Origin of the sequence: Streptomyces sp. NPDC004134 (genome assembly GCF_042874195.1) — a bacterium.
Classification (GTDB): domain Bacteria; phylum Actinomycetota; class Actinomycetes; order Streptomycetales; family Streptomycetaceae; genus Streptomyces.
Genome location: NZ_JBIAMS010000034.1, coordinates 67694 through 87818, shown reverse-complemented (window position 1 = coordinate 87818; position 20125 = coordinate 67694). Strand labels below are relative to the sequence as shown.

At 73.7% G+C, this 20125-nt stretch carries 16 protein-coding genes; 7 read left to right on the top strand and 9 right to left on the bottom strand.

Annotated elements, in window-relative coordinates; all coding sequences use genetic code 11:
• Positions 1-50: 50 nt before the first annotated feature.
• The 3 genes from ACFYVJ_RS31850 to ACFYVJ_RS31840 form a co-directional block, all read right to left on the bottom strand.
• Positions 51-746, bottom strand: a complete 696-nt coding sequence (locus tag ACFYVJ_RS31850; protein WP_101425252.1) for a response regulator transcription factor — start codon at positions 744-746, stop codon at positions 51-53.
• Positions 739-1905: a GAF domain-containing protein gene (locus ACFYVJ_RS31845; RefSeq protein WP_388898955.1), complete on the bottom strand. Its 1167-nt coding sequence runs from the start codon at positions 1903-1905 to the stop codon at positions 739-741. Before ACFYVJ_RS31845 ends, ACFYVJ_RS31850 begins: the two co-directional genes overlap by 8 nt.
• A gap of 221 nt (positions 1906-2126) precedes the next feature.
• Complete coding sequence (locus tag ACFYVJ_RS31840) at positions 2127-4703, bottom strand: FHA domain-containing protein (RefSeq protein WP_388898952.1); 2577 nt, start codon at positions 4701-4703, stop codon at positions 2127-2129.
• A gap of 700 nt (positions 4704-5403) precedes the next feature.
• Here ACFYVJ_RS31840 and serB point away from each other — a divergent pair.
• Positions 5404-6594, top strand: coding sequence for a phosphoserine phosphatase SerB (gene serB / locus ACFYVJ_RS31835; RefSeq protein ID WP_388898949.1), 1191 nt, complete (start codon positions 5404-5406; stop codon positions 6592-6594).
• Here serB and ACFYVJ_RS31830 read toward each other — a convergent pair.
• On the bottom strand, positions 6554-7663 hold the full coding sequence (locus ACFYVJ_RS31830) for a helix-turn-helix transcriptional regulator (protein WP_388898946.1): 1110 nt from the start codon (positions 7661-7663) through the stop codon (positions 6554-6556). The two genes, serB and ACFYVJ_RS31830, sit on opposite strands and share 41 nt — an antisense overlap.
• 62 nt (positions 7664-7725) lie before the next feature.
• Here ACFYVJ_RS31830 and ACFYVJ_RS31825 point away from each other — a divergent pair, with 62 nt between their 5' ends.
• Positions 7726-10107 carry an excinuclease ABC subunit UvrA gene (locus ACFYVJ_RS31825; protein ID WP_388898943.1) on the top strand — a complete coding sequence of 794 codons (2382 nt, stop codon included), beginning with the start codon at positions 7726-7728 and terminating at the stop codon, positions 10105-10107.
• 103 nt (positions 10108-10210) lie between these two features.
• Here ACFYVJ_RS31825 and ACFYVJ_RS31820 read toward each other — a convergent pair whose 3' ends face one another.
• On the bottom strand, positions 10211-10729 hold the full coding sequence (locus tag ACFYVJ_RS31820) for a histidine phosphatase family protein (RefSeq protein WP_125934162.1): 519 nt from the start codon (positions 10727-10729) through the stop codon (positions 10211-10213).
• A gap of 450 nt (positions 10730-11179) precedes the next feature.
• Here ACFYVJ_RS31820 and ACFYVJ_RS31815 point away from each other — a divergent pair, with 450 nt between their 5' ends.
• Positions 11180-11296 (top strand): SGM_5486 family transporter-associated protein, encoded by a 117-nt coding sequence (locus ACFYVJ_RS31815; protein ID WP_018835810.1) that lies wholly within the window; start codon positions 11180-11182, stop codon positions 11294-11296.
• 16 nt (positions 11297-11312) lie between these two features.
• Here the strand turns inward: ACFYVJ_RS31815 and ACFYVJ_RS31810 are convergent, their stop codons facing one another.
• Positions 11313-12644, bottom strand: a complete 1332-nt coding sequence (locus tag ACFYVJ_RS31810) for a CynX/NimT family MFS transporter (protein WP_388898940.1) — start codon at positions 12642-12644, stop codon at positions 11313-11315.
• Between the two features lie 82 nt (positions 12645-12726).
• Between ACFYVJ_RS31810 and ACFYVJ_RS31805 the strand changes: the two genes are divergently transcribed.
• Complete coding sequence (locus ACFYVJ_RS31805; RefSeq protein WP_388898938.1) at positions 12727-13410, top strand: FadR/GntR family transcriptional regulator; 684 nt, start codon at positions 12727-12729, stop codon at positions 13408-13410.
• A gap of 34 nt (positions 13411-13444) precedes the next feature.
• Here the strand turns inward: ACFYVJ_RS31805 and ACFYVJ_RS31800 are convergent, their stop codons facing one another.
• From ACFYVJ_RS31800 to fabG, 3 genes are all read right to left on the bottom strand, one after another.
• Positions 13445-13894, bottom strand: a complete 450-nt coding sequence (locus tag ACFYVJ_RS31800; protein WP_388898935.1) for a hypothetical protein — start codon at positions 13892-13894, stop codon at positions 13445-13447.
• Between the two features lie 187 nt (positions 13895-14081).
• The gene (gene fabI / locus ACFYVJ_RS31795) at positions 14082-14849 is read right to left on the bottom strand and encodes an enoyl-ACP reductase FabI (RefSeq protein WP_388898934.1); all 768 of its coding nucleotides are present in this window, start codon (positions 14847-14849) and stop codon (positions 14082-14084) included.
• A 5-nt stretch (positions 14850-14854) separates the two neighbouring features.
• Positions 14855-15574 carry a 3-oxoacyl-[acyl-carrier-protein] reductase gene (fabG, locus tag ACFYVJ_RS31790; protein WP_388898931.1) on the bottom strand — a complete coding sequence of 240 codons (720 nt, stop codon included), beginning with the start codon at positions 15572-15574 and terminating at the stop codon, positions 14855-14857.
• A 234-nt stretch (positions 15575-15808) separates the two neighbouring features.
• Between fabG and ACFYVJ_RS31785 the strand changes: the two genes are divergently transcribed.
• The 3 genes from ACFYVJ_RS31785 to tyrS all read left to right on the top strand — a co-directional run bounded on the left by ACFYVJ_RS31785 (position 15809) and on the right by tyrS (position 20116).
• Complete coding sequence (locus ACFYVJ_RS31785) at positions 15809-17338, top strand: TldD/PmbA family protein (RefSeq protein WP_388898928.1); 1530 nt, start codon at positions 15809-15811, stop codon at positions 17336-17338.
• A complete protein-coding gene (locus ACFYVJ_RS31780) occupies positions 17335-18744 on the top strand; it encodes a metallopeptidase TldD-related protein (protein WP_388898924.1) in 1410 nt (469 codons plus the stop codon). Before ACFYVJ_RS31785 ends, ACFYVJ_RS31780 begins: the two co-directional genes overlap by 4 nt.
• A gap of 94 nt (positions 18745-18838) precedes the next feature.
• Positions 18839-20116 (top strand): tyrosine--tRNA ligase, encoded by a 1278-nt coding sequence (gene tyrS, locus ACFYVJ_RS31775; RefSeq protein ID WP_388898921.1) that lies wholly within the window; start codon positions 18839-18841, stop codon positions 20114-20116.
• The last annotated feature ends 9 nt before the right edge of the window (positions 20117-20125 follow it).

The following is a 20125-nucleotide window of genomic DNA, read 5'->3' as shown; positions in this document are numbered from 1 at the left end:
CGGAAGACGGTGTTCCGGTGGCGCCGGGCCGGGTGCTGCCGGTAGTCGTCTCAGCCGCTCAGGCCGTGGCGCACGGCCCAGAGGGCGGCCTGCGTACGGTCCGCGAGGTCGAGCTTCATCAGGATGTTCGACACGTGCGTCTTGACGGTCTTCTCCGAGACCACGAGCGCGCGGGCGATCTCCCGGTTCGAGCGGCCGTCCGCGATCAGCGCCAGCACCTCGCGTTCGCGCTCGGTCAGCGTCGTCCCCCGGCCCTGCGCCGGGCCGCCGCCGGCCTCCGGCGCCAGCAGCGCCCCGGCGACGTCCTGCTGGAGCAGTACGTGCCCGGCGTGCACCGAGCGGATCGCCTTGGCCAGCGCCTCGGGGTCGACGTCCTTGTAGACGTAGCCCGCGGCGCCGGCGCGCAGCGCGGGAACGACGGTGCGCTGCTCGGTGAAGCTGGTGATGACCAGCACGCGCGCCGCGCTGCCGGACTCGCGGATACGGCGCAGCGCCTCGATGCCGTCGGTGCCGGGCATCTTCACGTCCATGAGCACCACGTCGGGCACCAGCTCGGCGGTACGGGCCACGCCCTCCTCGCCGTCGGCGGCCTCGCCGACGACCTCGATGTCGTCCTGCACCTCCAGGAAGGTGCGCAGCCCGCGCCGTACGACCTGGTGGTCGTCGACCAGCAGCACCCGGATCCGGCCGGGGGCGTCCGTCTCGTCCGGGCCCGCGGTCCGCTGCTTCTCGCCCGTCTCAGCCACCGGGCACCTCCATCTCGATCACGGTGCCCTCCCCGGGCGCCGACTGGACGGTCAGGCCGCCGCCGACCCCGGCGGCGCGGTCGCGCATGGACACCAGGCCCAGGTGGCGGCCGGCGGAGCGGACGGCGTCCGGGTCGAAGCCCCGGCCGTCGTCTCGCACCCGCAGCCGCGCACCGCGGCCGTACCGGGTCAGGGCGACGTCGACCTCCCCGGCGTCGGCGTGCCGCAGCGCGTTGTGCAGGGCTTCCTGCGCGACCCGTAGCAGCGCCTCCTCCTGCGCCGCGGGCAGGGCGCGCACCTGCGCGGAGCTGAAGGTGACACGGGCGCGGTGGGCCCGGTCGAGCACCTGCACCTGGGTCGCCAGGGTGGCCACCAGGCCGTCGTCGTCCAGGGCCGCGGGGCGCAGCTCGACGACGGCGGCGCGCAGTTCGTCCGCGGCGTCCGCGGCCAGCCGCGCGACCTGCTGCAGCTCGCCCTTGGCGCGCGTGGGGTCGCGGTCGACGAGGGCGGCGGCGGCCTGCGCGGTCAGGCGCAGCGAGAAGAGCTTCTGGGAGACGGCGTCGTGCAGCTCGTGCGCGATACGGGCGCGCTCGCCCGCGATGGTCAGCTCGCGGCTGCGCTCGTAGAGGCGGGCGTTGGTCAGCGCGATGGCGGCGTGGTCGGCGAGGGTACGCAGCAGGGCCTCGTCCTCGGCGCCGAAGCGGCAGCCGTCGGGGCCGGGCGGGTCGTCCGGCTCGCACTGCTTGTTGGCGAGGAAGAGCGCGCCGAGGACTTCCTCGCCGTCGGCGATGGGGACGCCGACGAAGTCCCGCAGCCGGGGGTGAGCGCTGGGCCAGCCGCCGAAGCGGGGGTCCTTGCGTACGTCGCCCAGGCGCACCGGCTCGGCGTCCTCCAGCAGTGCGGCGAGGATGCCGTGCTGGCGGGGCAGCGGGCCGATGGCCTTCCACTGCGCGTCGCTGACGCCGTCGACGACGAACTGGGCGAAGCCGCCGTGGTCGTCCGGCACGCCCAGGGCGGCGTACTCGGCCTGCAGCAGCTCGCGGGCGGACGCCGTGATCGTCTGGAGCACGTCGCGGACCTGCACCTGCCTGCTCATGGCGAGCAGGGCACGGCTGACCGCTTCGAGTCCCGCGACCGGTCCTGGGGCGGGTGTGGACATGCCGATCACGCTACCCGCAGGTCCGGTCCCCGTGATCCAGCCGCGGACCTGACCTGCATCGGCCCCCGGTCCTAGGCCGCTGTGCCGACCCGCAGGACCCCCCTGGTGTGAGTCGCGCCACGAGAGCCGCCTTGCGTACAACGGGTCGGCCCCCGGCACACACGGCGGACGGGCGGCACCCCCGGTGAGGGGTGCCGCCCGTCAGCCGTGGCGGGGTGCGCTCAGCGCATGACCTCCGGCTCGTGCTTGCGCAGCAGCCGGGCGACGATGAAGCCGCAGATCACGCCCATGGTGAGCAGCACGCCGATGTTCAGCATGTACGTGCCGGCCGTGTGCTCCCACAGCGTGTCCGTCTCGCCGCTGTCCCACGGCAGCAGCACGTTCAGGTCGGACGTCGAGCCCATCGCGGCCACCGCCCAGCGCGAGGGCATCAGCCAGGCGAGCTGCTCGACACCCGGGGTGCCGTGCAACTGGAACAGCACGCCGGTGAAGACCACCTGCACGATCGCGAACATCACCAGCAGCGGCATGGTCATCTCGGAGGTCTTCACCAGCGCCGAGATGATCAGGCCGAACATCATCGAGGTCAGGCCCAGCGTGGTCACGCCGATCGCCAGCTCCACCGCCGGCAGGTCGGAGAGGATCACGCCCTCCTTGGGCAGCTCGCTGCGGCTGAGGACGCCGATGGCGCTGATGACCGCGCCCTGGAAGATCGTGATGACGCCGAGGACGAGCACCTTGGACATCACGTACGCGGAGCGGGAGAGGCCGACCGCCCGCTCTCTCTCGTAGATCACCCGTTCCTTGATCAGCTCGCGCACGGAGTTCGCGGCGCCGGAGAAACACGCGCCGACCGCGAGGATGAGCAGGATCGTGCCCGCGGCCCTGTTGATCAGATGGATCTTCGCGGGCCCGTAGCCGAGGCCGAACTCGGCGGGGATGACCATGCTCACGACGCCGAGCACCACCGGAAGGATGATGGTGAGCGCGATGAAGAAGCGGTCGGAGGCGAGGACGGACACGTACCGTCTCACCAGCGTCCAGAGCTGTGGCCCCCAGCCCTGCGGCTTGGACGGGCGCAGCATCTGCGGCGGCTGCATCGCGACGGGCTGCGGGGCCACGGCGTCGATGTCCGCGGCGTACATCTGGTAGTGCTGGGAGCCCTGCCAGCGGGCCTTCCAGTCGTACTCGCGGTAGTTCTCGAAGGCGGAGAAGATGTCGGCCCAGGTCTCGTAGCCGAAGAAGTTCAGCGCCTCCTCCGGCGGGCCGAAGTACGCCACGCCGCCGCCGGGTGCCATGACCAGCAGCCGGTCGCAGAGCGCGAGTTCGGCGACGGAGTGGGTGACGACCAGGACCGTGCGGCCGTCGTCGGCCAGCCCGCGCAGCAACTGCATGACGTCGCGGTCCATGCCCGGGTCGAGGCCCGAGGTGGGCTCGTCCAGGAAGATCAGCGACGGCTTGGTGAGCAGCTCCAGGGCAACCGAGACGCGCTTGCGCTGGCCGCCGGAGAGCGAGCTGATCCGCTTCTCCTTGTGGATGTCGAGCTTCAGCTCGCGCAGCACCTCGTCGACGCGGGCGGCGCGCTCGGCCTCGGCGGTGTCGCCGGGGAACCGGAGCTTGGCGGCGTAGCGCAGGGCGCGGGTGACGGTGAGCTGGGTGTGCAGGATGTCGTCCTGCGGCACCAGGCCGATGCGGTGCCGCAGCTCGGCGAACTGCTTGTAGAGGTTCCGGTTGTCGTAGAGGACCTCGCCGACGTCCGCGGGCCGGTAGCCCGTCAGCGCCTTGAGGAGCGTGGACTTGCCGGATCCGGACGGGCCGATGACGGCGATCAGGCTCTTCTCGGGCACGCCGAAGGAGACGTTGTCGAGGATGACCTTGCCGCCGTCGACCTTCACGGTCAGGTGGCGGGCCGAGAAGCTGACCTCACCGGTGTCGACGAACTCCTCCAGCCGGTCCCCGACCAGCCGGAAGGTCGAGTGACCGATGCCGATGATGTCGTCGGGGCCGATGGGCCGGCGGCCGCGCTGCGGCAGTTGCTCACCGTTGACGTACGTGCCGTTGTGGCTGCCGAGGTCGACGATCTCGGAGCGGCCGTCGGGCGTGGACCGGAACTCCGCGTGGTGGCGCGAGACCTGGAGGTCGGAGACGACCAGTTCGTTCTCCAGCGCACGGCCGATGCGGGTGACGCGGCCCAGCGAGAGCTGGTGGAACGTCGTGGGGCTGCGGTCGCCGTAGACCGACGGGGCGCCGGGGCCGCCGCCGGGGCCCGCGCCGACGCCGGCCGGCGGGCGCTGCGGCGCGGACTGCTGCTGCGGCACGTACGGCTGCTGCTGGGGCGGCATGCCGGCGGGCGGCCCCTGGAACGGGGGCCCCTGGGGCGGCGGGCCCTGCGGCGGGGCGCCCCAGGCGCCGGGCGCCTGCTGCGGCGGCGCGGCCTGATGGGCGCCGGGCGGCGGCTGGGCCATCGCCGTCTGCGCGCTGTACACGTCGGGAGCGGCGGCGCCGGCCGGCGCGGAGAGCCGCAACTGCGGCCCGTCGGTGGCGTTGCCGAGATACACGACCGAGCCGGGGCCGACCTCGATCTGGTGGACCCGCTGGCCCTCCACGTACGAGCCGTTGGTGCTGCCGACGTCCTCGAGCAGCCAGCTACGGCCGCCCCACCGCAGGCTGGCGTGCCGCCAGGAGACCCTGGCGTCCTCCAGCACCACGTCCCCCTGCGGATCCCGCCCGACGCGATACGCGCGCGCCGGGTCGAGGGTCCATGTCTGTCCGTTCAGTTCAAGTACGAGTTCAGGCACTCCATGCCCCACAAAGTTGTCCCCCGAGGTGCCCCTTGCACGGCACCTGACTTCAACAGGCCCGTAAGGAGTCTAGGGATGGCGAACATCCTGAGGAACTATTTCAGTAACAGTCGCTTCACGAAAACGCGGGTCACGGCAGTGAGGTGGAGTTTTGGCTTCCACTTCCACCCGCTGCCGGGTGGTTCGCGCACGTTGAGGGCACTTGATCGCTTACCGCCGGTGGTCACGCGTATGCACGGGCGGGGAGATCCGGGAGCAGCACTCGGCCCGACCCGGGAAGCGCGCCGGGGAGCCGGGCGGCGCCGCCGGCCCGCGGTGCCGCCGGTGCCGGCGCGGGCGGGGCGCACGCCGGCGTACGGACCCGTCCGGGCGCCGCGTACGGACCGGGCCGCAGCGCCCAGGGGAGGTCCGACGGCCACCGCCCGCACGGCCTGACACGTACGCCGGAAGGCACCCGGACCTCGGCCTCCCCCGGTCTCCCCCCGGCACCCTCCTCGGCCCCTCTGCGGGATCCGCGGGCACTCCCCGCGCCCCTGGCCCCTGACGGCCCCCGAGCCTCCTCCCCCGCCCGTTCGGCCGCCCGCAACCGCCCGTCCTCCTCACCGCAACCTCCCAGCCCAGCGCCCCCGCCGCGCCCGGCCGCAACGCCGACCCGCCCGGCCGGCAGCGCGCCGCACCGCGATACCGTGGTCGCATCATGACCACCGTCGCCCGCACGCTTCTCGTCAAGATCTTCGGCCGCGACCGCGCCGGTCTCACCGCCGGCCTCTTCGACACCCTCGCCGCCTACCGGGTCGAGGTCATCGACATCGAGCAGATCGTCACCCGCGGCCGCATCACGCTGTGCGCCCTGGTCACGCCCCCCGTCGGGGCCACCGAGGGCGAGCTGCGCGCGACGATCCACTCCTGGGCCGGCTCGATGCGCCTGGAGGCGGAGATAATCTCCGGCACCGGCGACAACGAGCCGCGCGCCCCCGGCCGCTCCCACGTGACCGTGCTCGGACAGCCGCTGACCGCCGAGTCAACCGCCGGCATCGCCGCCACGATCACCGGCACCGGCGCCAACATCGACCGCATCTTCCGGCTGGCGAAGTACCCCGTCACCGCCGTCGAGTTCGAGGTCTCCGGCGCCGCCACCGAGGAGCTGCGCACCGCGCTGGCCATAGCCGCCGCCCGCCTCGGCGTGGACGTCGCGGTCGTGGCCTCGGGACTCCAGCGCCGGGCGCAGCGGCTGGTGGTGATGGACGTCGACTCCACCCTCATCCAGGACGAGGTCATCGAGCTGTTCGCCGCGCACGCCGGCTGCGAGGCCGAGGTCGCGGAGGTGACGGCCGCCGCGATGCGCGGGGAGCTGGACTTCGAGCAGTCCCTGCACGCCCGGGTGGCGCTGCTGGCGGGTCTCGAGGACTCGGTGGTCGACAAGGTGCGCGAGGAGGTACGGCTGACGCCCGGCGCCCGCACCCTGATCCGTACGCTCAAGCGCCTCGGCTACCAGGTGGGCGTCGTCTCCGGCGGCTTCACGCAGATCACCGACGACCTCAAGGACCGGCTCTCGCTCGACTTCGCCGCCGCGAACACCCTGGAGATCGTCGACGGCAAGCTCACCGGGCGGATCACCGGGCCGGTCGTGGACCGGGCGGGCAAGGCCCGGCTGCTGAGCGGCTTCGCCGCGCAGGCGGGCGTGCCGCTGTCGCAGACGGTCGCGATCGGGGACGGCGCGAACGACCTGGACATGCTGAACGCGGCGGGCCTGGGGGTGGCGTTCAACGCCAAGCCGCTGGTCCGGGAGGCCGCGCACGCGGCGGTGAACGTGCCGTTCCTCGACACCGTGCTCTACCTGCTGGGCATCACCCGGGACGAGGTGGAGGCGGCGGATACGACCGGCTGATGCGGTCGCCGAGGTCGCGCAGGAAGTCCGCCAGCTCCGGCGGCTCGCGCACCTCGAAGTCCACGCCGAGCAGCGCGATCCGCACGGCCAGCCAGTCGAGCGCGTCGCCGCCGGTGACCAGCGTGCAGCGGCCGGGCCCCGCGGCCTCCAGCAGTCCGGCGCCGTGCGGGAGGCGGCGTACGGCCTCGTCGAGTGAGACGTGCAGGGTGACGACCGCGCGGTAGCGGCCCCGGTGGCCGGCGATGGACTCGGCGACGAAGGCGGCGGCGTCGGCCGCGGGCAGCTCGCGCGGGGGGTGGCGGACGCCGGTGGGCCGCGGTTCGTCGATCCGGTCCACGCGGAAGCTGCGCCAGTCGGCGCGGTCGCGGTCGTACGCGACGAGGTACCACCGCTGACCCGTGCTGACCAGGCGGTACGGCTCGACGTGCCGTCGCGTGCCGCCGTCGGGCTCGGTACGGCGCGCGCCGGGCGGCTGTTCGCCCTGTCGCGCGGGGAGGGACCCGGCAGGCTCCTCGCGTACGCGGTCCGCCGCACCGCTCGCCGGTGCGTCTCCCCCGCGCTTGCCCCGGTAGCCGAACCGCAGCCCCTCCCCCCTGCTGCTCGCCGCCGCCAGCACCGCCAGCACCTCCGCGGCCACCGGCGCCCCCGCCGCCGCCACCGCGCCCGCCGGGCTCACGGTCAGCGGCACCGTGGCCCGCTGCAGCGCGGAGACGCGGCGGCGCAGCCGCGCCGGAAGCACCTGCTCCAGCTTGGCGAGGGCCCGTACGGACGTCTCCTCGATCCCCTCGACGCCCCCGGCGGCCACGGCGCGCAGCCCGGCGGCGACGGCGACGGCCTCGTCGTCGTCGAGGAGCAGCGGCGGCATCGCGGTGCCCGCGGCGAGCCGGTAGCCGCCGACGGCGCCGACGGTGGCGGCCACGGGGTAGCCCAGCGCGCGCAGCCGGTCGACGTCGCGGCGTACGGTGCGGACGCTGACGCCGAGGCGCCGGGCCAGCTCCGGGCCGCTGTGCTCGCGCCCGCTCTGCAGCACGGACAGCAGCGTGAGCAGCCGTGCGGGGGTGTCGCTCATCCCCCGATCATGACCGAGAAGGCGGACATGTTCCGACCTCCTTCGCCCGTAGCGTCGAGGTCATGGCACCTCAGCACGTCATCCGTATCACCGGGGCAGGCGAGCACAACCTCAAGAACGTCTCCCTCGACATCCCCCGCGACAAGATCACCGTCTTCACCGGGGTGTCGGGCTCCGGCAAGTCCTCCCTCGTCTTCGACACGCTCGCGGTGGAGTCGCAGCGGCAGCTCGGCGAGACCTTCGGCTGGTTCGTACGGAACCGGCTGCCGCGGCACGAGCGCCCGCACGCCGAGGGGCTGTCGAACCTGACCCCCGCGGTGGTCGTCGACCAGCGCCCGCTCGGCGGCGGCGCCCGCTCCACCGTCGGCACCGCGACCGACGCCTACGCCGTCCTGCGCGTGCTGTTCTCCCGCTGCGCCGTGCCGTCCGCCGGCGAGGCGAGCGCGTACTCCTTCAACGATCCGCGCGGGATGTGCCCCGGCTGCGACGGGCTCGGCAAGGTGGTCCGGCTCGACCTGGACCGCTTCCTGGACCGGTCGAGGTCGCTGAACGGGGGCGCGATCCGCTTCGCGCCGTTCGGCGTCGGCTCGGTGTGGTGGCAGACGTACGCGGAGTCCGGACTGTTCGACCCCGACCTGCCGCTGGCGCGCTACGGCGCGCGCGAGTGGGAACTGCTCCTGCACGGCAAGGGGTTCCGGGTGCCGCGGCGGGTGAAGAGCACCGGCGCGGACGGGCACAACGCGTACGAGGGCCTGGTCGAGCGGTTCGGCCGGCTGTACCTCAGGCGGGACGTCGCCGCGCTCTCCGGCAGGACCCGGACCGAGGTGCTGCGCGTCGTCACCGAGGCGCCGTGCCCGCGCTGCGGCGGGGCACGGCTGAACGAGGCGGCGCTCGCCGGCCGCATCCGCGGCCGGAACATCGCCGAACTGGCCGCGCTGGAGGCCGGGGACCTGCTGGCGGAGCTGAAGCGGCTCGACGACCCGGTGGGCGGGCCGGTCGCCGCGGCGGCGGTGAGCACGCTGGAGCGGCTGGTGGGCGTCGGTCTGGGCTACCTGAGCCTGGACCGGGACACGTCGACGCTGTCGGGCGGCGAGGGCCAGCGGCTGAAGGTCGTGCGGCAGCTCGGGTCGAGCCTGACGGGGCTGACCTACGTGTTCGACGAGCCGAGCACCGGCCTGCACCCGCGGGACGTGCACCGGCTCACCGGGCTGCTGCGGGAGCTGCGCGACAAGGGCAACACGGTGCTGGTCGTGGAGCACGACCGGGACGTCATCGCGATCGCCGATCACGTGGTGGACATGGGTCCCGGCGCGGGGACGCGGGGTGGCGAGGTGGTGTTCGCGGGGCCGCCGGCGGAGCTGGCGGCGGCGGACACGCCGACGGGCAGCCGGCTGGGGCGCACGGTGCCGGTGCGCGCGCGGGTGCGTACGCCGACGGAGTTCCTGCCGGTCGAGCATGTGACGGTGCACAACCTGCGGGACGTCACGGTGGCGTTCCCGCTCGGGGTGCTGACGGCGGTGACGGGGGTCGCGGGGTCGGGCAAGAGCACGCTGGTCGCGGAGTTCGTCCGCCGGTACGAGGACGGGGCAGGCGAGGACGGGGCAGGCGAGGACGGGCGCGGCGACCCGGCCGCGGGAGCCCCGCCGGGCGCCGCGGCCGCGGTGGCGCACAGCAGCCGGGTGCCCGTCGTCGTCGACCAGTCGGCGATCACCGGCACGTCCCGCTCGACCCCGGTGACGTACCTCGGCGCGATGGACCCGCTGCGGCGCCGCTTCGCCCGCGTGACGGGGGCGCCGGCCGCGCTGTTCAGCTTCAACTCGCGCGGTGCCTGCGCGACGTGCAAGGGCCGCGGCGTCATCGTCACCGACCTGGCGTTCATGGACCCGGTCAGCAGGCGCTGCGAGGCGTGCGGCGGGCGGCGGTTCTGCGCGGAGGCGCTGGCCCACACGGTACGCGGCCGCTCCATCGCCGACGTGCTGGAGATGACGGCGGCGCGGGCCGCGGACTTCCTCGCGGCTGGCGGTTCCGAGGAGGCGCGGATCGCACACCTGCTGGCGCCGCTCGCCGAGGTGGGACTCGGTTACGTCACGCTCGGCCAGTCCGTCGCCTCCCTGTCCGGCGGCGAGCGCCAGCGGCTCAAGCTGGCCGCCCGGCTGGGGCGGCCGGGCGGCGTCTACGTCTTCGACGAGCCGAGCGCCGGGCTGCACATGGCCGACGTGGAAGGGCTGATCGCGCTGCTGCACCGGCTGGTGGACGGGGGCGCCACGGTGGTCGTGGTCGAGCACGACCGGGAGGTGGTCAAGCACGCGGACTGGGTCGTCGACCTGGGCCCCGGCGGCGGGCGGGACGGCGGGCGGGTGCTGTTCGAGGGCACCCCGGCGGAGCTGGCCCGCGCGGCGGGGTCGGCGACGGCGGAGTACCTGCGCCGGGACCTCGCGGGCTGAGCGGGGGCGGGGCGCACGGCCGGGGCGACAGACCCTGGCCCCGGCAAGGGCCGCGCGGGCCCGCGCGGCCCCGGGGCGGGCCCGCGCGGGCGGCGGCCCGGGTTCACTGCTGGTGCGGCGTCCAGAACTCGGTGAGCCGGCCCACGCCGTGCTCCACGCCCTTCCACGAGCCGTCGAACTCCACCACGGCCACGCCCGAGGTCGGGAAGCCGCGGCTCAGCCTGGTCAGCGTGTCGCCCTCGGCGGAGCCCGCCAGGGCGTCGGCGAGGCCGTGCATGCCGGGGTTGTGGCCGACGACCAGCAGTGTGGAGACGTCGTCGGGGACCTCGTTCAGCACCTGGATCAGCTCGCCGAGGGATGCCTCGTACAGCCGCTCCTCGTAAACCGTCCGGGGGCGGCGGGGAAGCTGGCCCACGACGAGCTTCCATGTCTCACGGGTCCGCTTGGCGCTGGAGCAGAGGGTCAGGTCGGGGTCGATGTCGTGGGCCGCGAGGAAGTCCCCGGCGGCGGGAGCGTCGGCGCGGCCGCGCTCGGCGAGCGGGCGCTCGTGGTCGGAGTCCTGGGCCCATTCGGCCTTGGCGTGTCGGAGAAGGACGATGCTGCGGGGCGTTCCTGCGCTCATAAGCTCAGCTTCGCACGAAACCGGCCGCGGGGTCCGGGCAGTTCGCAGGGTCTCCCGCCAGGAGTGACGCCCGGCCCGGCCGGCCGCGGGCGCGGGTTCCGCAGCCCGGCCCGGCCGCGGGCGCGGGTTCAGAGCAGCCGCAGGGCGAAGAGGGCGGTGAAGGCGATGACGGGCAGGGCGACGGACCACCACGGCAGCCAGCGCTGCGCCGCCGGCGGTGCGGGCTGGGTGTGGGCACCGGCTGACATCTTCGCCTCCGTGGGGTTGCCTGACGTCCCGAGTCCTTCGTACTGCTACGAACCTACGGACCCCGGGCCGCCCCTCCCATCCGGTGACCCACCCAGTTCCCCCTGAGCCTGGCCCCCTAGGGGAGGGTGGTGCTAGCCCCACCCCCGGCGCCGTGCGGCGCCCCCGCGCGGGGCGGCGGGGCGGGGATGCGAGACTGGCGGTATGCCCGTGCTCGACCCGAATCCCCAGAACGGGCAGCGCAAGCTGCTCTACGTGCTCGGCGCGATGCTCGCCATCACGGTGGTCATCGGCGTCATCGCCACGATCGCCTCGCCCTGACCGGGTCGCGGCGTTCTCAGACCTCGTCCTCGACCACGCGGTCGCGTCCGGCGACGATCCCGACCGCCACCTGGGCGACCATGAAGGCCGCGAGCACCGCCAGCGGTACGGTCCAGCCGTCCGTGGCCCCGTACAGCGCGCCCACGGCGAGCGGCCCCGGGATGGAGATCAGGTAGCCGGTGCTCTGCGCGAAGGCGGAGAGCCGGACGAGACCGGCGTGGCTGCGGGCCCGTACCCCGAGGAGGGTGAGGACCAGCGGGAACGCGCAGTTGGACACCGCCAGCAGCAGGGCCCACACCCAGGCGCCGCCCGCGGGCGCCAGCCACAGCCCCGCGTAGCCGCCGAGGCCGCACACGCCGAGGACGACGACCAGCGGCCCCTGGTGGTGCAGCCGGGCCGCGACCCGCGGCAGCACGAAGGCCAGCGGGACGCCCATGCCCATGGCCAGAGCCAGCAGCAGCCCGGCCGTGGAGGCGGACACACCGGCGTCGCGGTAGATCTGCGGCAGCCAGCCGATGGTGACGTACGCCGCCGTGGCCTGGAGGCCGAAGAACACGGCGAGCGCCCACGCGGTGGGGCTTGCGGTGATACGGACCGGGCGGGCCGGCTCCGCCGACGGCACCCCGGCGCCGGCTGCCCCTGTTTCGGCAGCCGCGGCCCGCCGCGACCCCCGGGACAGCACCACCCACGGCACCACGGCGAGCGCCGCGACCCCCGCCCACAGCCCGAGCCCCAGCCGCCAACTGCCGCCCAGCGCCTCGCTCAGCGGCACGGTGGCGCCGGCGGCGGAGGCCGTACCGAGGGCGAGGCCCATCGAGTAGAGCCCGGTCATCGAGCCGACCCGGTCGGGGAACCAGCGCTTGACGATGACCGGGATCAGCACGTTGCCCACCGCGATGCCGCCGAGGGCCAGCGCGCTGGCGGCGAGGAAGGCGGGGGTGTTGCCGAACAGCGGGCGCAGCGCCAGGCCGGCGGCGATCGCGACGAGCCCGCCGGCGACGACGGCGACGGGGCCGAAGCGGCGGGCGAAGCGGGGCGCGAGGCTGCCGAAGACGGCGAAACAGAGCGCGGGCATGGAGGTGAGCAGGCCGGCGACCGTGCCGCTCATGCCGATGTCGGTGCGCACGTCCTCCAGGACCGAGCCGAAGGAGGCTATCGCGGGCCGCAGGTTGACCGCCGCGAGCAGCAGCGCGGGGATCATGAGCGGCAGCAGCCACGGCGCCGTCCGCGGCGCGGCCGCCGGTCCGGAAGCGGCCGGGGGCTCGGTGGCCCGCACGTCCCCGGTCGGCTCTCCCGGGGTCTCGGCGGCTTTCGTGAGGATGCTGCGGCGTGGCATGCAGACCATCATAGAATCATTGGATGAATGGTTGTCCACTCCGTCGTCCACTCCGCAGTCCACGCCGTCCACGCACTCCGAGCACGGGAGAGACATGGCACTGACGTCGCCGCGCCGATCGAGCCTCACCGACCAGGTGATCGCGCAGTTGCGTACGCAGATCACCGCGGGCGAGTGGCCGGTCGGCAGCCGCATCCCGACCGAGCCGGAGCTGGTGGAGCAACTGGGCGTCGCGCGGAACACGGTCCGCGAGGCGGTGCGGGCGCTCGCGAACAACGGCCTGCTCGACATCCGGCAGGGCTCCGGCACGTACGTCGCCGCGACGAGCGAGCTGGCGGGCGTGATGCAGCGCCGCTTCGCCGGCGCCCGTCCGGCGCATGTCGCGGAGCTGCGCAGCGCGCTGGAGGCGCAGGCGGCCCGGCTGGCGGCGGTGCGCCGCACGGAGGCGGAGATGACGCAGTTGGAGCTGCTGCTGCGGCGCCGCGAGGAGGCGTGGGAGTCGGGCGACGCGGCGGCGTTCGTCGACGCGGACGCGACGCTGCACCTGGCGGTGGCGACGGCGTCGCACAACGAGGTGCTGACGGCGGTCTACGCGGACCTGGGCGAGGTCGTCCGCTCGACGCTGCGCTCCAAGGTGGGCAACGTGCTGCTGCCGGCGGAACACCTGGACCACGCCCGCATGGTGACGGCCATCCGCGCGGGCGACGCGGAAACCGCCGCGGAGGAAGCCGCCGCCCACGCCTACGGCTGCATGCCGGAACCGGCCCTCGGCGGCTGAAGCGGCTGAAAGGGCTGAAGGGGAAGCACGCCGGCTAGCCGTTCGGGACGTCGCGGATCGGTTCGTGGGTGATCCAGGCGTGGGCCACCTCGAACCAGCAGCGGTCGGTCAGCTCGCCACTCTCCGCCGGGTCGAGGCGCATGCGCATGCCGTCCACGTCCGGGTCCCACCAGCGGGCGCACTCGATGTGCAGTTGGACGGCGTCCGTGTAGGGGCCCGCGTTGTAGCAGCGGGCGGTGACGGTCGAGCCGGTGACGGTGGTGCGGCACTCGGCCTTCGTCGGGCCGCCTCGGTCGTCGGCGCCGGGGGCGGCGACGAGAGCGGGGGCGGGAGCCGGGGCGGGGGCGTCTGTGGCGTACGCGGGGCCCGCGGTCAGCAGCAGCACCGGGACGGCGGCGACGGCGGCCGCCGCGCCCAGGAGCGTACGGCGGCGTGCGGAGACCCGGGTGCGGCGGCCGGGAGAACGCGGGCCCTCACGCACCACACAACCTCCTCGGCCGTACGGCGACGCTCGTGCGCGCGTCGCCGCTGCACCACAAGGGGACGGTAACTGCCCCTCCAGCGTGCGCCGCCGCCCCGCCCGCGGCCCACCGGCCTACGCCGAACGGGCGACCCCGAGGGAGCCGCCCGTCCGTTCTTCCGGCCGTACGGAACGGGCCCGTGCCCGCCGGCTACGCGCCCATGATGTGCACGCCGCCGTCGACGTGCACGATCTCGCCCGTCGTCTTCGGGAACCAGTCCGACAGCAGCGCCACGATCCCGCGCCCAGCCGGCTCCGGGTCGGCCATGTCCCACTCCAGCGGCGAGCGCGTGTTCCACACGTCCGCCAGGTCGGAGAAGCCCGGGATGGACTTCGCCGCCATGGAGCCGATCGGACCGGCCGAGACCAGGTTGCAGCGGACGTTCTCCTTGCCCAGGTCGCGGGCCAGGTAGCGGCTGGTGGCCTCCAGGGCCGCCTTCGCGGGGCCCATCCAGTCGTACTGCGGCCACGCGAACTGCGCGTCGAAGGTCATGCCGACGACGGAGCCGCCGCCCTGCATCAGCGGCAGGCACGCCATCGTCAGCGACTTCAGCGAGAACGCCGAGACGTGCATGGCGGTGGCGACGGACTCGAAGGGCGTGTGCAGGAAGTTGCCGCCGAGCGCGTCCGGCGGGGCGAAGCCCACGGAGTGCACGAGGCCGTCGAGTCCGCCCAGCTCCTCGCGGACGATGCCCTCGATCCGCGCCAGGTGCTCGTCGTCGGTGACGTCGAGCTCGACGACCTTCACCGGCTTGGGCAGCTTCTTCGCGATGCGCTCGGTCAGCGTGGGCCGCGGGAACGCGGTGAGGATGATCTCCGCGCCCTGCTCCTGCGCCAGCTTCGCCGCGTGGAAGGCGATGGACGACTCCAGCAGCACGCCGGTGATGAGGACGCGCTTGCCGTCGAGGATTCCGCTCATGGTGCTCAGTGACCCATGCCCAATCCGCCGTCCACGGGAATGACGGCTCCGGTGATGTACGAGGCGTCGTCGGAGGCGAGGAACCGCACCGCGGCGGCGACGTCCTCCGGCCGCGCGTACCGGCCGAGCGGCACCTGCGCGGCGATCTCCGCCTGCCGCTCCGCCGAGAGCACCCGCGTCATGTCGGTCTCGACGAAGCCGGGCGCGACGACGTTGAAGGTGATGTTGCGCGAGCCCAGCTCGCGCGCCAGCGAGCGGGCGAAGCCGACGAGCGCCGCCTTGGAGGCGGCGTAGTTGGCCTGGCCGGGGGAGCCCATGAGGCCCACCACGGAGGAGATGAGCACCACGCGGCCCTTGCGGGCCCGCAGCATGCCGCGGTTGGCGCGCTTGACGACGCGGAAGGTACCGGTGAGGTTGGTGTCCAGGACGGAGACGAAGTCCTCCTCGGACATCCGCATCAGCAACTGGTCCTTGGTGATACCGGCGTTGGCCACCAGCACCTCGACGTTGCCGTGTGCCTCCTCCACCTCCTTGTACGCCTGGTCGACCTGCTCGGTGTCGGTGATGTCGCACTTCACCGGCAGGCAGCCCAGCTCCACCAGCGCCGCGGGCGGCTCGCCGGAGCGGTACGTGAACGCGACCTTGTCGCCCGCCTCGGCGAACGCGCGGGTGATGTCGAGGCCGATACCGCGGTTGCCTCCGGTGACCAGAACCGAGCGGCTCAAGGACCCATCCCTTCTCCCTGGTGGCTCCCGGACTCTCTCCAGGACTCCTCACCCGAGAAGCTATCGGTACGGGACGCGCCACGGGCATTCCGCCCCCCACACAGGCCCGCGGCGGACACTTGTGGGGTTCTGACAGAAACCCGCTGGGCACGGGGCAGCCGCTCGGGCATGATCGGCCGGGGGCCCGGACGCGGCCCGCGGCACCACCACCCACCACCGACCGGAGGGCAGAACGTGAGCAAGTCGGTCCATTCCCTCGACGACGGGTTCCTCGCACTGCCGCTCGGCGCCCTCGCGGACGCCGCGCTCGCGCGGGCCCGGGCGCTGGGCGCCGAGCACGCCGACTTCCGCCTGGAGCGGGTGCGCAGCGCCGCCTGGCGGCTCAAGGACGCCAAACTGGCGGGCTCCACGGACACCACCGACCTCGGGTACGCGGTGCGCGTGGTGCACGGCGGGGCGTGGGGCTTCGCGGCCGGGGTCGATCTGACGATGGACGCCGCCGCGCGGGTCGCCGGCCGGGCGGTGGCGATGGCGAAGCTGTCGGCGCGGGTCATCGCGGCGGCCGGCTCCGACGAGCGGGTCGCGCTGGCGCCGGAGCCGGTGCACGCGGAGCAGACGTGGATCTCCGCGTACGAGGTGAACCCCTTCGACGTACCGGACGGCGAGAAGACCGGGCTGCTGACCGAGTGGAGCGAGCGGCTGCTCGCCGCCCCGGGCATCTCGCACGTGGACGCCTCGCTGCTGGCGGTGCAGGAGAACAAGTTCTACGCCGACACCGCCGGCACCTCGACGACCCAGCAGCGGGTGCGGATGCACCCGGAGCTGACGGCGGTGACGGTCACCGACTCCGGTGACTTCGACTCGATGCGCACCCTCGCCCCGCCCGCGGGCCGCGGCTGGGAGTACGCGACGGGCACCGGCTGGGACTGGGACGCGGAGCTGGCGCAGATCCCCGGCTGGCTGGCCGAGAAGATGGCGGCGCCGAGCGTCGAGGCCGGCTCGTACGACCTGGTGGTCGACCCGTCGAACCTGTGGCTGACGATCCACGAGTCCGTCGGCCACGCCACCGAGCTGGACCGCGCCCTGGGCTACGAGGCCGCGTACGCGGGCACCTCCTTCGCCACGTTCGACCAGCTCGGCACCCTGCGCTACGGCTCCGGCCTGATGAACGTCACCGGCGACCGCACCGCGGAACACGGGCTCGCCAGCATCGGCTACGACGACGAGGGCGTGCAGGCGCAGTCCTGGGACCTGGTCCGCGAGGGCGTCCTCGTCGGCTACCAGACGGACCGCCGGATCGCGAAGCTCACCGGCTTCGACCGCTCCAACGGCTGCGCCTACGCCGACTCCCCCGCCCACGTGCCCGTCCAGCGCATGGCGAACGTCTCCCTCCAGCCGGCGCCCGAGGGCCCGACGACCCAGGAGCTGATCGGCGAGGTCGAGCGCGGCATCTACGTCGTCGGCGACCGCTCCTGGTCGATCGACATGCAGCGCTACAACTTCCAGTTCACCGGCCAGCGGTTCTTCAGGATCGAGAACGGCAGGCTGGCGGGGCAGCTCAAGGACGTGGCGTACCAGGCGACGACCACCGACTTCTGGGGCTCGATGTCGGCGATCGGCGGCCCGGAGACGTACGTGCTGGGCGGCACGTTCAGTTGCGGCAAGGCACAGCCGGGGCAGTCGGCGTCCGTCTCGCACGGCTGCCCGTCCGCGCTCTTCCGGAACGTCAACATCCTCAACACCACCCAGGAGGCCGGCCGATGACGCGGACGCCCCGGACGACCGAGCCTCACGAGACCGTCGAGCGGGCCCTGGAGCTGTCGCGCGCCGACGGCTGCGTGGTGATCGCCGACGAGGAGTCGAGCGCGAACCTGCGCTGGGCGGGCAACGCGCTGACGACGAACGGCGAGACCCGCGGCCGTACGCTCACGGTCATCGCCACCGTCGACGGCCGGGAGGGCACGGCCTCCGGCGTCGTCTCCCGGGCCGCGGTCACCGCGGACGACCTGGAGCCGCTGGTGCGGGCCGCGGAGGCGGCGGCGCGGGAGAGCGGTCCGGCGGAGGACGCGCGGCCGCTGGTCGAGGGCGTGCCGCACTCGGCCGGCTTCGCCGAGCCGCCCGCCGTGACCACCTCCGACGTGTTCGCCGCCTTCGCGCCCGCGCTCGGCGAGTCCTTCGCCCGCGCCCGGGCCGGCGGCCGGCAGCTCTACGGCTTCGCGAACCACACGCTGACCTCCACCTACCTCGGCACCTCCACCGGACTGCGGCTGCGCCACGACCAGCCGACGGGCACTCTGGAGCTGAACGCCAAGTCCCCGGACCGGACGAAGTCCGCCTGGGCCGGCCGCTCGACCCGGGACTTCACCGACGTGGATCCCGCCGAGCTGGACGCGGAGCTGGCGCAGCGGCTGGCGTGGGCGGAGCGCACGGTGGAGCTGCCCGCCGGGCGGTACGAGACGCTGCTGCCGCCGAGCGCGGTGGCGGACCTGCTGGTGTACATGTTCTGGTCGGCCTCCGGGCGCGACGCGCACGACGGCCGCACGGTGTTCAGCAAGCCGGGCGGGGGCACCCGCGTCGGCGAGAAGCTGGCCGGGCTGCCGCTGACGCTGCGCAGCGACCCGGCGGAGCCGGGTCTCGAGTCGGCGCCGTTCGTCGTCGCGCACGCCTCGGGCAACGACTGGTCGGTCTTCGACAACGGGCTGCCGGTCGGGCCCACGGACTGGGTGCACGAGGGCACGTTGCAGCACCTGCTGACCGGCCGCTTCACCGGGGACCTCACCGGCCTGCCGGTCACCCCGGAAGCGGACAACCTGGTGCTGGACGCGGGCGGTACGAAGTCGCTGGACGAGATGGTCGCGGAGCTGGGGCACGACGGGCCCGGGCTGCTGCTGACCTGCCTGTGGTACATCCGCGAGGTCGACCCGGCGACGCTGCTGCTGACCGGGCTGACCCGGGACGGCGTGTATCTGGTGGAGAAGGGCGAGGTGACCGGGGCGGTGAACAACTTCCGCTTCAACGAGTCGCCCGTCGACCTGCTGGGGCGCGCGGCCGAGGCCGGGGTCACGGAGCGGACGCTGCCGCGCGAGTGGGGCGACTGGTTCACGCGGGCGGCGATGCCGCCGGTGCGGATCCCCGACTTCAACATGAGCTCGGTCAGCCAGGGCGTCTAGCCGCCATTACCCTCGTACGCAGCATCCCGTACGCGGCCGCGCGGGCGGCCGGGTACGGGACCGGGATCGAGACCGAGAAGAGAGACGAGAAGACGTGACGGACATCGTCGACGAGCTGCGGTGGCGCGGGCTGCTGGCCCTGTCCACCGACGAGGACGCACTGCGCAAGGCGCTCGCGGACGGTCCCGTCACGTTCTATTGCGGCTTCGACCCGACGGCGCCCAGCCTGCACGTGGGACACCTCGTGCAGGTGCTGACCGTGCGCCGGCTCCAGGAGGCCGGGCACCTGCCGCTGGCCCTGGTCGGCGGGGCGACGGGCCAGATCGGCGACCCCAAGCCGGACGCGGAGCGCACACTGAACGACCCGGAGGTCATCGCCGGCTGGGTGGAGCGGGTACGGGCGCAGATCGAGCCGCTGCTCGACTTCGAGGGCCCGTACGCCGCCCGGATGGTCAACAACCTGGACTGGACCTCGGGGCTGTCGGCGATCGGGTTCCTGCGCGACATCGGGCGGCACTTCCGGGTGAACAAGATGGTCGCCAAGGAGGCCGTCGCCCGCCGGCTGGAGTCGGAAGAGGGCATCAGCTACACCGAGTTCAGCTACCAGATCCTGCAGAGCCTGGACTTCCTGGAGCTGTACCGGCGGCACAACTGCACGCTGCAGACGGGCGGCAGCGACCAGTGGGGGAACCTGACGGCGGGCACCGACCTGATCCACCGGGTGGAGCCGGAGGCCGCGGTGCACGCGCTGGCGACGCCGTTGATGACGAAGGCCGACGGCACGAAGTTCGGCAAGACGGAGGGCGGCGCGGTCTGGCTCGACCCGGAGCTGACGACTCCGTACGCCTTTTATCAGTTCTGGCTGAATGTCGACGACCGTGATGTCTCCCGCTACCTGCGGATCCTCAGCTTCCGCAGCCGCGAGGAGCTGCTCGAGCTGGAGCAGCAGACGGCGGAGCGGCCGCAGGCGCGGGCCGCGCAGCGGGCGCTGGCGGAGGAGCTGACGACGCTGGTGCACGGCGCGGCGCAGTGCGCCGCGGTGATCGCCGCGTCGCGGGCGCTCTTCGGGCAGGGCGAGCTGGGCGAGCTGGACGAGGCGACGCTGCGGGCGGCGCTGGCCGAGGTGCCGCACGCGCGGGTCGCGGAGCTGGGTCCCGTGGTGGAGCTGCTGGCCGAGGTGGGCCTGGCGCCGAGCCGGTCGGCGGCCCGCAGGACGGTCAAGGAGGGCGGGGCGTACGTGAACAACGTGAAGGTCGCCGCCGAGGACGCCGTGCCGGCGCCCGAGGATCTGCTGCACGGGCGCTGGCTGGTGCTGCGCCGGGGCAAGCGCAATCTGGCGGCGATCGAGCTGGCGGCCCCGCAGGCCGGCTGACCGCAGGCC

Excerpts from the sequence above, each read along its gene's own strand:
- ACFYVJ_RS31845 (WP_388898955.1), bottom strand. The coding sequence starts at position 1,905 with ATGTCCACACCCGCCCCAGGACCGGTCGCGGGACTCGAAGCGGTCAGC.
- serB (WP_388898949.1), top strand. The coding sequence starts at position 5,404 with ATGACCACCGTCGCCCGCACGCTTCTCGTCAAGATCTTCGGCCGCGAC.
- ACFYVJ_RS31830 (WP_388898946.1), bottom strand. The coding sequence starts at position 7,663 with ATGAGCGACACCCCCGCACGGCTGCTCACGCTGCTGTCCGTGCTGCAG.
- ACFYVJ_RS31825 (WP_388898943.1), top strand. The coding sequence starts at position 7,726 with ATGGCACCTCAGCACGTCATCCGTATCACCGGGGCAGGCGAGCACAAC.
- ACFYVJ_RS31820 (WP_125934162.1), bottom strand. The coding sequence starts at position 10,729 with ATGAGCGCAGGAACGCCCCGCAGCATCGTCCTTCTCCGACACGCCAAG.
- ACFYVJ_RS31815 (WP_018835810.1), top strand. The coding sequence starts at position 11,180 with ATGCCCGTGCTCGACCCGAATCCCCAGAACGGGCAGCGCAAGCTGCTC.
- ACFYVJ_RS31810 (WP_388898940.1), bottom strand. The coding sequence starts at position 12,644 with ATGATGGTCTGCATGCCACGCCGCAGCATCCTCACGAAAGCCGCCGAG.
- ACFYVJ_RS31805 (WP_388898938.1), top strand. The coding sequence starts at position 12,727 with ATGGCACTGACGTCGCCGCGCCGATCGAGCCTCACCGACCAGGTGATC.
- fabI (WP_388898934.1), bottom strand. The coding sequence starts at position 14,849 with ATGAGCGGAATCCTCGACGGCAAGCGCGTCCTCATCACCGGCGTGCTG.
- ACFYVJ_RS31780 (WP_388898924.1), top strand. The coding sequence starts at position 17,335 with ATGACGCGGACGCCCCGGACGACCGAGCCTCACGAGACCGTCGAGCGG.